The sequence below is a fragment of the Acanthopleuribacter pedis genome, assembly GCF_017377855.1.
In the GTDB taxonomy this organism is placed as follows: Bacteria; Acidobacteriota; Holophagae; order Acanthopleuribacterales; family Acanthopleuribacteraceae; genus Acanthopleuribacter; species Acanthopleuribacter pedis.
In genome coordinates this window covers 387,851-401,580 of sequence record NZ_JAFREP010000003.1, presented here as the reverse complement: position 1 = coordinate 401,580, position 13,730 = coordinate 387,851, and the positions used below count along the sequence as shown (strand labels likewise).

The window sequence follows — 13,730 nt, the reverse complement described above, 5'->3', positions numbered from 1 at the left end:
ATGACGCACCCATTTACCCGCACATTGCCTCTTTCCAAAACCTCGCCGCGCCCACCGGCTGAGCCGTGGGCGCGACACATTCCGTCGACCGACCCGAGCCCATGGCGGTCGCCGCTAAGGTTTCACCAAAGTCTCTCGCGGTCCTCCCCGCACTCCTGTACAATGCAGCGTTCCAGGTGGCGGTCGAATCGCGCTTTCTCACTGTAAACCAAGATCTTGAACCACTTCTCTGCCTGTTCCGGCTCGGCCCTCCCCCCTCGCCTTTCAACGCGTTCCCAGACCGCTTCCGCCGCTTGCCTACCCGACCCGCACACCGCGGGGATCTTCTCTGGAGATGAGATTTGATGAACCCTTCAAGCCGCCTCTTTTTCGCTCGTTTTACGGCACTTTTATTTTTCGCTTGCGCCCTGCCGTTCGCACACACCCAGAGTATGAACCTCGAGGACGAACTCAAGTTCCTACAGGCCGAGTCCTTTGTCATTACCGCCTCGCGCACCCTGGAAAACCTGCGCAAATCGGCAGCCTCGGTGACGGTCATCTCGGAACAGCAGATCCGCGATATGGGGGCGCGCAATCTGGCCGAGGTGCTGCGCTCGGTTCCCGGCATGAACATTTCCGTGAACTCCCTGGGTTTTTATGAGATTGAAGCACGGGGTATCAAAAGTGTGTCCAGCGAAAAGATCATGTTTATGATCGACAACCACGTGGTCAACAACATCCTGCTTGGCACGGCGATGTTGCTCCACGACGACGCGCCCCTCGATCACGTCCAACGCATCGAAATCGTGCGCGGCCCGGGCTCCGCCCTTTACGGCGCCAATGCCTTCCTCGCCATCGTCAACATCATTACCCACGACGGCGATAACCTCGACTTCGTCGAGGCCAATTTCAGCCAAGGCCACCACGATACGGCCCAAGCCAACCTCCGTTTCGGCAAACGCTGGGGCGCGCTGACCTTGGCCCTGAACGCGAATTACCTCACCAGCGACGGCATCAACCCCCACATTGAGGTGGACGCGCCGCGGTTTTTGGACCAATTGCTCGGCACCCAATCCTCACTGGCACCCGGCCCGGCGGATTGGTGGAACCGCAAACACGACGCCCACCTCAAGCTCGGTTATCGGGATTGGGAACTCACCGCCCACTACACCCGCAAACGAACCGGCCCCTTCCTCGGCTTCGAGAACATCGTCAACCGCGGCGGTCGCATCCTCAACAACGGGCACTTCATCGACCTCAAACGCACCTGGCAACTGGCGGATGATTGGTCGCTCAAGTCCCGCATGTATCAGGACAACACGGTGTACCGCCCTTCCTTTGACCTCTTTTTGGAGGGCATGCCGATTCAGTTGCCGACCGGCGGTTTTGCCTTCATTCCCGAAACCTATTCCGGCACGATCAACGCCAAAAACAACCGGCTCGGCACGGACCTTGAGGTCACCTACAAAGCCTTGCCGCGCCACGAAATTCTGTTTGGGCTCACGGCGGAACACCAACGCCAGTACGAGGTTCGCTACAACGCCAATTTCAACCCGCTCAACCTGGCCCCGCTCGGCGCCGAGGTCGATCTCACCGACACCCTTAACTGGAACCGCAACATCAGCCGCGAGTTCTGGGCGCTTTTTGTTGAAGACATTTGGGATGTCACCGACCAGTGGCGCATCACGCTGGGCGCCCGTTACGACCGCTACAGCGATTTCGGCGGCAATTTCAACCCACGGCTCGGCGTGGTTTGGGTCAAAAACCGCTTCAACTTAAAGTTGCTTTACGGTGAAGCCTTCCGTGCGCCCAACTTCAGCGAACAGCACAACACCAACAACCCGTCGATCCTGTCGAACCCCGATGTGAAGCCGGAAGCAGCGCGCACCCACGAGATGAGCGTGGGTTTCGAGCCCAACGTCCGAACCGAAACCCGTCTGACGCTGTTTTACACCGATATTGATGACCTGATCGTGCAGGTCCCGCTGCCCGATTCGGTGGTTCAGGTGGTCGTGAACGCACCGGGATTGGTCGCATCCGGTCTCGAATGGGAGCTGCGCACGCGCTGGGGCAAAGGCTCTTATTTCGGGATCAACTACAATTACCAAGACACGGAGATCGACGAAACCGACACCGGTCTCCCGGAAACGCCCAACCAGAAGGGCCACCTGATGCTGAACCACCGATTCAACGAAACCCTGAATCTGTTCGGCGAGTGGATCTGGCGTGGCGAGGCCCGACGCGGACTTTCCGATCCACGGGATCGCTATCCCGGATACGACCAGGTCAACACCACCCTGAGCATCAATGAGCCCTTCGGGGTTCAAGGTTTTTCGGCCCAACTCAGTTGTTACAACCTTTTGGATGAGGCCATTACCTATCCCAGCCCGGAAGCAACGGTCCCCTTCGATTACCCCAACGAGGAACGCAACCTACGGCTTAAATTGATCTACCGGTATTGATGGCTTGGGTTCCCATTGGACTTGGCTCGGGATTCGTCATTCACAGGGTTTGAGGGGGGGTGCAGGATGGGCGATTTGGAGCCGCCTTTTTCCTTGACCTGGTTCCGCTTTGGATGACTGGGCTTCGAGCGATTCAACTTTCTTGACGAAGATGGTTTTTCTCGAATCATACCCACTTTTCGCTTTCATTGTCGTTTTGGCTCTAAATTAACTTAGCTTGAGAAATTAAGGAATACCAACCCAAGCCCCATCTGGAACACCAAAAAAAAATCCCCAAACCATCCCAAATAAAAAGGGCCCCAACCGGGACCCTTCTCAAAAACCAAGTTCCTCAAAACATCCTAGCCACGCATTTTGGCCTGGAGGCCTTCGTCCAATTTGGCGAGGAATTCTTCGGTGTGGAGGTAGGCGGTATCGTTGCCGACCAGCAACGCCAAATCCTTGGTCATGTAGCCGGCTTCAACGGTTTCCACACACACGTCTTCGAGGCTTTCCGCGAAGTTGCGCAGCGCATCGTTTCCGTCCAACTTGGCGCGATGCAGCAAGCCGCGGGTCCACGCGAAGATCGAAGCAATGGGGTTGGTGGAGGTTTTGTTGCCCGCTTGGTGCTGACGGTAGTGACGGGTCACGGTGCCGTGGGCGGCTTCCGCCTCGCAGATTTCACCGTCGGGCGTCAACAAGGTGGAGGTCATCATGCCCAGTGATCCGAAACCCTGGGCGACGGTATCGGACTGAACATCGCCGTCGTAGTTTTTACAAGCCCAAACGAAACCACCGCTCCACTTGAGGGCGGCGGCGACCATGTCGTCGATCAAACGGTGCTCGTAGGTCAAACCCACGGCTTCGAATTTCTCTTTGAAATCCGACTCGTAGACTTCTTGGAAGAGGTCTTTGAAGCGGCCGTCATAGGCTTTCAGGATGGTGTTTTTGGTGGACATGTAAAGCGGGTAGTTCAGGTTCAGCGCGTAGTTCATGCAGGATTTGGCGAAGCCGCGGATGGACTCGTCCAGGTTGTACATGCCCATGGCAACGCCGCTGCCAGGAAAGTCAAATACTTCGTATTCTTGGGGTTCGCCACCGTCGGCCGGGGTGTAGGTCAGGGTCAACTTACCGGGGCCCGGCACCTTGAAATCGGTCGCTTTGTACTGGTCACCGAAGGCGTGACGGCCGATCACGATGGGTTTCTGCCAGCCCTGCACGTAACGGGGAATGTTGTTACAGATGATGGGCGCACGGAACACGGTACCACCGATGATGTTGCGGATGGTGCCGTTGGGGCTGCGCCACATTTTCTTGAGGCCGAACTCTTCCACACGCGCTTCGTCGGGCGTGATGGTGGCGCACTTAACGCCGACTTTGTATTTCTTAATCGCGTTGGCCGCATCGACGGTGACTTGATCGTCGGTATCGTCGCGGTGTTTCATTCCCAAATCGTAGTAAACCAGGTCGATGTCGAGGTAGGGCAGGATCAAACGATCCTTGATGAATTTCCAAATAATGCGCGTCATTTCATCGCCGTCGAGTTCGACGACGGGATTGGCTACTTTGATTTTTTCCATGACTACCTTTCTTTTGCGTTATTTTGCACCGAAACAAGTCCAAGGCAAGGCAGGCCGCGTCGCGGGGCGCGAGTGCCCCGAGCGATCTCGGCTTCTTTATCCCGAAAGGCCTTGTGACGCCGCGTCGGTCAAACCGCATCTCATGCTTTTTTACCGACAGTTGCATCGATGTTCCCCCGTGACGGCCCTTGGCCCGTGAATGGGGTGCGGCGGGTTGCGGTAAGCGCTCCGTCAACCTGAACCGGCGATTCACGGGTTTCCGACCTTCCCAAGTCAGGGCCGGCGTTCACGGAATTCACATGGTGTTCGAGCGCGCCCGCATCCCTCACCCAAGCCGCGTTGTCCCGTCAAACCGGATGGGTCGACAGGGCTTTGGCACCGCCGCGAGGCAACGAAACATGGGTGAGTTTTGCGGGCTTCGTATCATCACCCGAAAGCCGGTGAAAAGCAAGCCGGGACGCGGCAAAGCGAGCGGCTTAGGATTGGCCCATATCGCTGTTTATGGCACGGCTCTGGTAATCGTAAATGATCTCTTTCATGATCTGTAAATACTTGACGACGCCTTGGATATCGCCATGCATGGTTTCGTACTCACTGGTCAGGCCGTCGAGGGCGCGGGCGGTGTATTCGGGCCACAATTTAGCGCGGGGATCGTCGCGAAAAAAGTTGGACAGATTGTCGCCCTCTTCCTTGATGATCTCAAAAGCTTTTTGGACTTGGAGCAGTCGGGATTCCGAGAGCATTTCCACCACTTCTTCACTGGCCAGCACGGCGCCGTTGAGATGGTTGCCGAGATCGTGAAGAACCTTGCGCGCGTCTTTACCACGCTCGATGAAGTGGGCGATTTCCGCGGGGGAAAGGGTGGCGTTGCCATCGTCGGTGGGTAGTTTGGGGTAAGGGGTAGCCGATGTTCCGTTTTCATCGGTGGGTGCGCCGCACCGTTCACAGCGGGGCGAGGCTTGTTCGCTTTCCCGCAGTTGCTTCTGTTGTTGTTCAATTTTTTTGATGTAGAGCCCGACCTTGAGCGCATTGAGCACGGAAACGCCGAGGTTGGGGGCCAGCCTGGTGAGGAACTGAACGTCCTCCGCGTCGAAACAGCCGTCGCCTGCATCGCGGGACATATGCAATACCGCCAGCACTTTGCCAGGCGCGCCAGGCATGGTGACGGGGACGGTGAGAAGGGCGGCGGGGGTGTCTTGGAAGGCGGGGAGGGATGCAAAACGGTCGTCGCCGGCGGTTGAATCCACCACCAAATTGGTGTTCTCCCGAATGGCGACATCCACAACGGTCCGAACATGGGCGGGCGCGGCGGACAGCGGCAGCGACCGTTTTTGGACCTCGTGCCCATCGGCGGCCAGCTCGGCTTCGATGGTCATGCCGGACTTGCGGCGGACAACGAACCAAAGATGTTGGGCCTTGGTATGGACGCGTGCTTCTTCAAGCACGGTCACCGCCAGCGGATGCAGTTCGATCTGGCCGGCGACTTTAAGGCTCACTTCTTCGAACCGCCGCGGCGGCGAAAAACTCATGTGCAGGTCTCCCGGGAGTGCGTAATATTACTATAAACGGTTGCACAGAAAGGAACTCAAGTTTTTTTGTAAATCCTAACACAATTAGGCGATGCGGCCGGGATGGGACGGGTCGGTGCAACGCGCCTGTCGCCCGGGGTCGCGGGAGCCTGCTCCGACGGATCACCGCTTGCCACTGGGCCGGGCTTCCAGTTATAGTGCAAGGCTTAATCGCAGGTTCGGCGACGGGTCGGCACCGCGTGCGACGCCCGCCTTTTCGGGTACTGCATCGGGCCATATCCCTTCACCAAAGGCTGAACCAGACCCGCGTTTCGGCCGGTCCCGTCGATTGATTCGGATCACCCAATGATCCCCGCGCCCCGTGGCTGTTAACGGGACCCTTGCCGGAAAGTCAGGTTGCGGCGCAACACATCTCACGTGGAGACACTTGTATGAATGCAAAATGGTTTACCTTGCTAATTCTGGCCGCGGCGACGGCGGTCCCCTGCCTGCAGGCACAATCGACCCATGCCGGACCCGACAGCAGCACCCCCAACTACTTATTGTTTAAGGTTTCCGAGCTTTCTTGGGACGACGACATCGCCTACGTCACCGACGTGGCCGCGGGCCGTTTGGGTTTGGATACCAGCGGCGGCATTCAGCGCGACAAAGCCACCGCCGCTTTTAAGCTGACCGAGGGTTACACCATTAACAAAAACATTGCCGTGGAAGGCAGCGCGGCCTATGTGGATGACAGCAAGTTCGTTACCACCGACACCACCGGTTTCGACACCACCATCCGTTTGCAAACCTTTACCGCCGACCTGACCGCGTTGGGTGTATATCCCTTCACCGACAAGTTCGAGGGTTACGGCCAAGCGGGCATTGCATACTACCGCATTGATTTCGAGGCCCTGACCCAGACCGGCGAAAAACGCAAAACCCACGACACCGGTGTCGAGCCCTTGTACGGGCTTGGCCTGCGCTTCAAATTTAACGAGCAATTCATGGCCGATTTGCAGGCGCAACAGCACGATCTCGGTGAGTTCGGCATCAGCTTCATTTCGCTTGGTTTCGGCTTCCGTTTCTAAATTCGCCTTGCAACCGTCCACCCACCACATCCAACATCACCCGAGCCCCCGTGTCGCATCATTGCGGCGGGCCTCGCTTTATCCGGCTCGGTCCATTCACCCGCGCCGCGACAACTTTTTAAGGGGAAAACCACACCATGCTTGAGTTCCCAATCTTGGAAGCCTTAACGTTCGACGACGTCATCCTGATCCCTTCCTTGGCTCAGTTCCATCCTAACGATGCGGACACGCGCACCCGCCTGGTCGGCGACATTGAGTTAAACATCCCGTTTTTATCGGCCGCCATGGATACCGTCACCGAACACCGCCTCGCCATCGCCATGGCACAGCAGGGCGGGATCGGCGTCGTCCATAAAAACTTAAGCATCGAGGAACAAGCGGAAAACATCGACCGAGTCAAACGATCGGAGTCCGGCATGATCACCGACCCGATCACGATCGGCCCGGACGAGGCGATTCAACGGGCCGAAGACATGATGAGCCACTTCCGCATTTCCGGCATTCCCGTCGTCGAAAAAGACGGCACCCTGTTGGGCATCATTACCAACCGCGACTTGCGTTTTGAAACCAACTACGCGCAGCCCGTTTCCAACGTGATGACCTCCGGCCGCGACAAGCTGATTACGGTTCCCGTGGGCACCACGCTGGAGGAAGCCAAGTACTACCTGCACAAGCACCGCATCGAAAAAGTGTTGGTGGTTGACGACAAATACGCGTTGCGCGGCCTGATCACGGTCAAAGACATTCAGAAAAAAATCGAATATCCCCGTGCCTGCAAAGACGGCCAGGGCCGCTTGCGGGTTGCCGCCGCGCTCGGGATCGGCGCCGGCATGATGGAACGCGCCCAAGCGCTGGTCAACGCAAAAGCCGATTTGATGGTGCTCGATTCCTCCCACGGTCATTCCACCGGGGTCATTAAGGCCACCCGTGAATTCAAGCAGGCCTTCCCCGATGTACCGCTGCTGGTCGGCAATGTGGCCACCGGCGAAGGCACCAAGGCCTTGATCGACGCGGGTGCCGACGCGGTCAAAGTGGGCATCGGCCCAGGCTCAATTTGCACCACGCGGGTTGTCACCGGCGCGGGCATGCCGCAAATCACCGCCATCTCCGAGGCGGTCAAAGCGGCCAAGCACACCGACACCACCATCATCGCGGACGGCGGCATCAAGTTCTCCGGCGACATCACCAAAGCCTTGGCGGCGGGCGCGCACGCGGTCATGATCGGCAGCCTTTTCGCGGGCACCGACGAGAGTCCCGGCGAAACCGTGCTCTACCAAGGGCGCACCTACAAAACCTACCGCGGCATGGGCAGCATCGGCGCCATGAAAGATGGGAGCGCGGATCGTTACTTCCAGGAAGACGCCTCGCAAACCAAAATGGTGCCCGAGGGCATTGAAGGCCAGGTCCCTTATAAGGGGAGTTTGTCCGCCGTGGTCACCCAGTTGCTCGGCGGTTTGCGCGCGGGAATGGGTTTGACCGGTTGCCAAACGCTGGCGCAGTTGCGCGAGAACGCGCGGTTTGCCAAGGTCTCCCAAGCGGGCTTGCGCGAGAACCACGCCCACGACGTGATCATCACCAAAGAAGCCCCGAACTACCGTTTGTAAGGCGAACCGCATTTCGAACAACAGCACGGCCGGCGCGGACCTCCCGCCCGGCCGTTTTCCGTTTGGGCACGGGGACATCATTTTATTTTGAAAAAAATGAACCAAAGCATCAAAAGGGTTTTTTACAGGATACGTCCTTGCCTCAATGCTTCATCACCGGAGTGTGAACCTTGTCGGAATCCACCATTTACCGTCTCGGCCTCTTCCCTGGCGGCCGTCCCGCTTTCGAACCCATCTCCCCCGCCGGCCTGACCGCCGCGCTAACCGGTCAAGACCCGTCGGCCGAAGACCTTGCGCTCAAGCAGTACACGGCCGGCCGCAAGAAAACCTACCTCAACGTGATTCACGGCGTTGAACCCAAAAACTTGGCCTCCGCGGGTTGGGGCCTGGTCCTGCCCCGCGACAGCGACGACGGCCTGCTTGATGCGCTGGCACCGCTGATCGAACACCGTCGCCGCCAGGCCGGGGACCGTTTTTACCAAATCACCGGCGAGGAGGGTTTGGCGCCCCGCGAAAGCAAAGCCGCCTTCCTGCGACGCCATTTCATGGGCGCGGGTCCCGTCGATCCCGAAAAGCTGCCCTATTACCTGCTGTTGGTGGGTTCACCGGAACAGATTCCGTTTCACTTCCAACAACAGTTGGACGTGCAATTCGCGGTCGGGCGTTTGCATTTCGACCGCCTGGCTGATTACGCGGCTTATGCCCGTCAGGTGGTGGAAACCGAAACCCGCGCCGCGGCGGCCGAAACCCAAGCGGTCGCACTCTGGTGCCCGACCCACGATGCCGCCACCATCGCGGGCTATGACCTGTTCCTGGATCCTTTGAGCAAGGTGCTCGCGAAAAAAAACAACATCAACCTGCGCGACATGCGCGGCGCCGCGGCGACCAAGGCCGCCTTTCAGGCGTTGGCGGGCGGCGCGGACCCCGCTTCGCTGTTGGTCAGTTTGAGCCACGGCATGGCGGCCGAGGAGACCATCACCGCGGACCGCCCAGACGCGCGGGCGGCCCAGGGCGCGTTGGTCTGCGGTGACTGGCGCGGCGGCGACGCGCCCTGGTCGGACGCGTACGTGCTGGGTCCCGACAGCGTCCAACCGGCGCCCAACAGCGGCACCATTTGGTTTAACCTCTCCTGTTTCGGCGGCGGCACCCCCAAAATCCAACCCCATTTCAAAGCGGGCCGACGTCGTAACATCGCCGATGAAGCCTTTGTCAACGCCTTGTCCCAAAAACTGCTGAGTCGCGAGCGTGGTGCCTTGCAGGCCGTGGTGAGCCATGTCGATCTGCTGTACCTTCATTCGTTCGAGGGAAACCACGGCGGTTCGTACCCGGCCGCCTTTACCAGCGCGGTAAGCGCGCTGCTGGACGGATTTCCCGTCGGCGCGGCGGTGGACGTGGTCAACCAGCGTTATGCGGAACTGGCCACCGAACTGACGGATCACTTGGAAGAACTGCACTGGGCCGATGAAGGGACACCGGTGGATCCCGAAAAAGCGGCGGCCATTGCCGAAACCTGGTGCGCGCATCACGACGCCCGCAACTATGTGGTCTTCGGCGATCCGGCGGTCCGTCTGGGACCGGTGCCGGCGACCACCTAAGCGGGTGTCTTTTGCACAAACTCAAACGACGCCTGGTTCGAAAAAACGACGCGGAATCAGGGTCTCGGCGGCCCTTCCGGACGGTTCGGAAGAGCAGGCCGAGGTGGACGCCCTCATTCGGCTTGGGGCCGAGGCGGCATTTGAAGACCAGCCGGCGGGCGACTTCAGCCCTAACCGCAAATTCGAACCGGAACGGTTCAATGACGCCTTCATCTACGACCGCGATTACGAGCAGGAACTCACCCGCCTGTTCAGCCGCATCTCAATCAATTAACCCCAACCCACGGTGCCGGCACCGGGTTCATTAGCGTGCCGGCTCCACCCTTCCCAGGTCGCAATCCCATTAAAGGAGGCGGCGTAGGTTAGGCCTCCAGATTTTGAAGGTCGGCAAGATCTTGAAGTAGTCCAGGTGCCCGTTTATTTAAAATTAACGCTCTTTTGCTTATGAACTTCACTTGGATAGAATCAAAATTCCCATATTCCGCATCTATAAAACCTAAGAAGCGCGATAAGCGTGAGGGATTTTGGCTAAAGATCTGGAGCGAAATGGTTTGGGAAAAGCGGACCGGGGTCGCGCACGACGCGCACCCACTGGGTGCGGTGAGCATTTTCACAGACCGTTGCAGCCCAGAGGTTTAGCTAAAATCGCCGCGAGTTATCGCGCTTCTTAGGTAAAAGCATCATCAAAGCTCTAACCGTCAATTTCATTAAGTAGGTCGATCCGACTTGGTTCAACGCCAATCTTAACAATATTGCCAAACTCAAAAAGACGTTCGTCAAGGTCCTCTAAGCGAAAACCAAAAACAACGAGCGAGGATTTAAGCTTTTCTAAGTTTTCATCATCGCGCCGGTAAAAAATATCGATATCTTTCGTGAACCTTGGGTGCCCATGATACGCCACCGCGTATCCGCCAACCACCACATACTCAACTTGATTCTTTTCTAATAACGCTAATAACTCTTTGAAATGGTGCTGGATATTCATAGAGAAATTTTCCGGCCTCCAACCGAAGTCTTTCAGCCTCAGCAACACGCTCTTCAGGCGTCCGACTAGCCCAGAATTCACGATCCTCCTTAGCTAGAGCCTCGTGATTCGTGGCACTGATCGTTAAAGTGGGTTTGTTTTTCAAAGCGTCCCCTTTTATTCGTCACAGATCGTAGCACTAGCCGGTGATGACTTCCAAAAATTCATCGCACGGTTTTGATAAGCGACTCTTATGAAACCGGTGTGGGGAAATCGCTTCGACCGAAAGCAACCCAACAGAGATGCGGGCTAGTGCGTTGCCTCAGCGGCGATGCGTTCCCTTTCCAGGCGCCCGGCTACGAGACTCAAAACGGCGGCGGGATCCATCCCGCACCGAGCCAAACCTTTTTCCTCCGGCGTCATGTTGAGGTGCTGATCGATTGCTGCAACCATTTGGCTCGGCATCAGCACAAAGAACCGTTCGCGGAGCTTGGGGACCAACGCCAACTTTGCGTCAAGCACCGCCACCTGGCTGCAATCAGACACGGGTGCACTTGCCTTGGCCACGATTTGATCGTTCTCAGCGCTAACACCGCGTCCACCGCGCCGGGAGGAAGTGCGGCGGGTGATACCGAGGAAGGCGAACGGCAGCGCGGGCGCCGCGACCAAGGTTTGATCGGCTCCGCGTGGTGTCATTCCCTGGAATCCGGTAACAATTTGCTGCAAAAAAGTGAAGCGTGACATGGTGTTCTCCTAGAACGGCAAAGGTAAGAAGGATGCCGGAAGCAGGCCTGGACCATACGGGTCAAAGGGTTCCATTCCGGCAAGGGCGGTTCGCTTGCTCACCGGTACGTTTTTTGTGGCGCTGGGAACATCCAAGGGCGACTTAGTCGCACTTCGGATGATCCGACGGTGGGTGGTGCGTGGGTGTTTATGAAATGTCTGAGGGTTTCTGGTTTGATTTTTTTTGAATAAACCGGATAAAAATAGCGCTCATGTTGGTGAGGCGCTCTTCTCAGATAAGCGCGTTCGCTCCGTCTTCTATTAGGGAACACGCGTCTTTTCGCCACATTGGTCGAAAAAATTCAATAAATTTGATCGGCACGATCTAAAAGGAATTCAACAAAAAAGCGTAAACCCAACCAACGCGTTCAAAGACCCCCAGCGCGGTGGTTAAAGCGGCGTCACTCTATCGCCGAGGCACAACACCCTTTCAAATTGATCCAGCGCCCACCTACCACGAGGGTCATGAGACAAAAGCTCCAGAACCGCGGCCATCAGCCGAACGATGGGCGCGGCGGCGAGCGGTCTTCTTCTTGGTTGGCGCCGCGTCGCTTACACCTTGCAGACGGTGCCGGTGCGGCGTTGGTCGCCCGCGCCGTCGAAGTCGTCGCCGCGCAGGCAGACGGCTTGGGCGCCGCCGAAGTACAAGTTTTGTTCCGGCCATTCTTTGACTTGGAAACCCTCCGCGCGCATGGTTTCAATCGCCGCCGCATCGAAACCCGGCTCGACGTGGAGCACGCCGTCCTCGAAGTGGCCGCGCGGTAAGTTGATGACGGCGTCCAAGGGTAGGCCGAGGTCGAGGGCGTTGATCAGTGTTTGGAGGATGGCCGAGCGGATGCGGTTGCTGCCCGCGCTGCCCCCCGCGAAGACGGGTTTGCCGTCCTTCAGCACCACCAGCGGGCACATCATGGAATGCAGCCGTGTCCCCGGTTTTTGTTGGTGGAACCCGCCCGGGTTGAGGTCTTCTTCGCCCAGCATGTTGTTGAGCACCAGCCCGGTATCGCCGACGACGTAACCGGCCGCCTCACCCGCGGAAAAGGTCAAACTCACCGCCATGCCGTCGGCGTCCATCGCGCTGAGGTGGGTGGTGTTCGGGGCGCCCTTGGGTGAAACCGGATCTTCGCCCAAGCGACGCTCGCCGGCCAGGATCGCGCGGAGCTCTTCGATTGCGGGCTTGACGTGGGCGTCGCTCAGGAACCATGCGATCCGTTCCTGGTCGCCGTCGTCCTTGCGACGGCCCCAAGCATGGCGGGCTCGGTTGGTTAAGGCACTCACCAGGGTTAAGGTGCGCAGGTAGCCGGCGTCGCCGAACCGGGTCGGCGCGGGTACAGCCGCCAGCAAGCGCAGCGAAAACGCAACCAGAACGCCGCCGACACTGGCGAGTGGGGGCAGCATCACGGTGAAATCGCGGAAGGGCACGGCAATCGGCGGCTGGACCGCGACGGTGTAACCGGCCAAATCCTCGGCGGTAATCAGGCCGCCGTGTTGGTGTTGGTCGGCCGCAATGGCCGCGGCCAAACGGCCGCGGTAGAAGGATTCGCCCTCGGTTTCGCCGATCTCGCGCAGGCTCGCGGCCAGATGGGGCAGTCGAATCGGGTCGCCGACTTGCACGGAAGCCCCGCCTTTTTGCACCAGCGCGCGAATCTCCGGCGTATCCTCGTAAATCGGTCGAAGCACCTTGAGCACCAAGGCGCCGAAGGCGTCGATTTCATAGCCGGACTCGGCCAGTTGAATCGCGGGTTCGATCAGGCGCGCCAGCGGCAAGCGTCCCTTTTCGTGGGCCAGCCGGCACAGACCCGCCACCAAACCCGGCAGCGCGGTGCTGGCCCGGCCGATATGGAACGCTTGGGTTTCCGAGCCGAAATCGGCGTGGATGCACCGGAAATCAGCATCCTCGCTGGTGGGTCGCGAGGGCATGGAACTGAAAAAATCGTAACAGCGCGCGTCGCGCGTGCCGTCGTGGCTGTCGACGACGGTGGCGAAGCCGGCCCCGCCGATATTGGCCACCACCATCTCCGCGACACAGGCGGCAAAGGAAGCGGCGATGACCGCGTCGGCGGCATTCCCACCCGCGGCCAGGATCTCCGCGCCGATGGCGGCGGTTCGTTTGTTGCCCGTGGCAATAATGCCTTTCATACGGCTCCCATCACGAAAAGCACGGCGCCTCGCGGTCACCGTGCTTTTT

General features: G+C 58.6%; 10 protein-coding genes. 5 read left to right on the top strand and 5 right to left on the bottom strand.

Features of this window, described 5'->3' with window-relative positions; genetic code table 11:
- Nucleotides 1-344: 344 nt before the first annotated feature.
- Nucleotides 345-2,441 (top strand): TonB-dependent receptor plug domain-containing protein, encoded by a 2,097-nt coding sequence (locus J3U88_RS04845; RefSeq protein ID WP_207857221.1) that lies wholly within the window; start codon nucleotides 345-347, stop codon nucleotides 2,439-2,441.
- A gap of 341 nt (nucleotides 2,442-2,782) precedes the next feature.
- On the opposite strand, the gene J3U88_RS04840 is transcribed toward J3U88_RS04845, so the two are convergent.
- Both J3U88_RS04840 and J3U88_RS04835 read right to left on the bottom strand, forming a co-directional pair.
- Nucleotides 2,783-4,000 (bottom strand): NADP-dependent isocitrate dehydrogenase, encoded by a 1,218-nt coding sequence (locus tag J3U88_RS04840; RefSeq protein WP_207857219.1) that lies wholly within the window; start codon nucleotides 3,998-4,000, stop codon nucleotides 2,783-2,785.
- Between the two features lie 476 nt (nucleotides 4,001-4,476).
- Nucleotides 4,477-5,529, bottom strand: coding sequence for a GAF domain-containing protein (locus J3U88_RS04835; RefSeq protein WP_207857217.1), 1,053 nt, complete (start codon nucleotides 5,527-5,529; stop codon nucleotides 4,477-4,479).
- Between the two features lie 431 nt (nucleotides 5,530-5,960).
- Between J3U88_RS04835 and J3U88_RS04830 the strand changes: the two genes are divergently transcribed.
- The 4 genes from J3U88_RS04830 to J3U88_RS04815 all read left to right on the top strand — a co-directional run bounded on the left by J3U88_RS04830 (nucleotide 5,961) and on the right by J3U88_RS04815 (nucleotide 10,072).
- Nucleotides 5,961-6,599 carry an outer membrane beta-barrel protein gene (locus J3U88_RS04830; RefSeq protein WP_207857215.1) on the top strand — a complete coding sequence of 213 codons (639 nt, stop codon included), beginning with the start codon at nucleotides 5,961-5,963 and terminating at the stop codon, nucleotides 6,597-6,599.
- Nucleotides 6,600-6,736: 137 nt separating this feature from the next.
- The gene (gene guaB, locus J3U88_RS04825; RefSeq protein WP_207857213.1) at nucleotides 6,737-8,203 is read left to right on the top strand and encodes an IMP dehydrogenase; all 1,467 of its coding nucleotides are present in this window, start codon (nucleotides 6,737-6,739) and stop codon (nucleotides 8,201-8,203) included.
- Nucleotides 8,204-8,373: 170 nt separating this feature from the next.
- A complete protein-coding gene (locus J3U88_RS04820) occupies nucleotides 8,374-9,798 on the top strand; it encodes a hypothetical protein (RefSeq protein ID WP_207857211.1) in 1,425 nt (474 codons plus the stop codon).
- A 103-nt stretch (nucleotides 9,799-9,901) separates the two neighbouring features.
- Nucleotides 9,902-10,072, top strand: a complete 171-nt coding sequence (locus J3U88_RS04815) for a hypothetical protein (RefSeq protein WP_207857209.1) — start codon at nucleotides 9,902-9,904, stop codon at nucleotides 10,070-10,072.
- A gap of 417 nt (nucleotides 10,073-10,489) precedes the next feature.
- Here J3U88_RS04815 and J3U88_RS04810 read toward each other — a convergent pair whose 3' ends face one another.
- The 3 genes from J3U88_RS04810 to J3U88_RS04800 form a co-directional block, all read right to left on the bottom strand.
- The gene (locus J3U88_RS04810; RefSeq protein WP_207857207.1) at nucleotides 10,490-10,864 is read right to left on the bottom strand and encodes a nucleotidyltransferase domain-containing protein; all 375 of its coding nucleotides are present in this window, start codon (nucleotides 10,862-10,864) and stop codon (nucleotides 10,490-10,492) included.
- 207 nt (nucleotides 10,865-11,071) lie between these two features.
- Nucleotides 11,072-11,506: a hypothetical protein gene (locus J3U88_RS04805; protein WP_207857205.1), complete on the bottom strand. Its 435-nt coding sequence runs from the start codon at nucleotides 11,504-11,506 to the stop codon at nucleotides 11,072-11,074.
- A 591-nt stretch (nucleotides 11,507-12,097) separates the two neighbouring features.
- Nucleotides 12,098-13,681 carry a gamma-glutamyltransferase family protein gene (locus J3U88_RS04800; RefSeq protein ID WP_207857204.1) on the bottom strand — a complete coding sequence of 528 codons (1,584 nt, stop codon included), beginning with the start codon at nucleotides 13,679-13,681 and terminating at the stop codon, nucleotides 12,098-12,100.
- Nucleotides 13,682-13,730: the final 49 nt, after the last annotated feature.

Excerpts from the sequence above, each read along its gene's own strand:
- J3U88_RS04845 (WP_207857221.1), top strand. The coding sequence starts at position 345 with ATGAACCCTTCAAGCCGCCTCTTTTTCGCTCGTTTTACGGCACTTTTA.
- J3U88_RS04840 (WP_207857219.1), bottom strand. The coding sequence starts at position 4,000 with ATGGAAAAAATCAAAGTAGCCAATCCCGTCGTCGAACTCGACGGCGAT.
- guaB (WP_207857213.1), top strand. The coding sequence starts at position 6,737 with ATGCTTGAGTTCCCAATCTTGGAAGCCTTAACGTTCGACGACGTCATC.
- J3U88_RS04835 (WP_207857217.1), bottom strand. The coding sequence starts at position 5,529 with ATGAGTTTTTCGCCGCCGCGGCGGTTCGAAGAAGTGAGCCTTAAAGTC.
- J3U88_RS04800 (WP_207857204.1), bottom strand. The coding sequence starts at position 13,681 with ATGAAAGGCATTATTGCCACGGGCAACAAACGAACCGCCGCCATCGGC.
- J3U88_RS04830 (WP_207857215.1), top strand. The coding sequence starts at position 5,961 with ATGAATGCAAAATGGTTTACCTTGCTAATTCTGGCCGCGGCGACGGCG.
- J3U88_RS04805 (WP_207857205.1), bottom strand. The coding sequence starts at position 11,506 with ATGTCACGCTTCACTTTTTTGCAGCAAATTGTTACCGGATTCCAGGGA.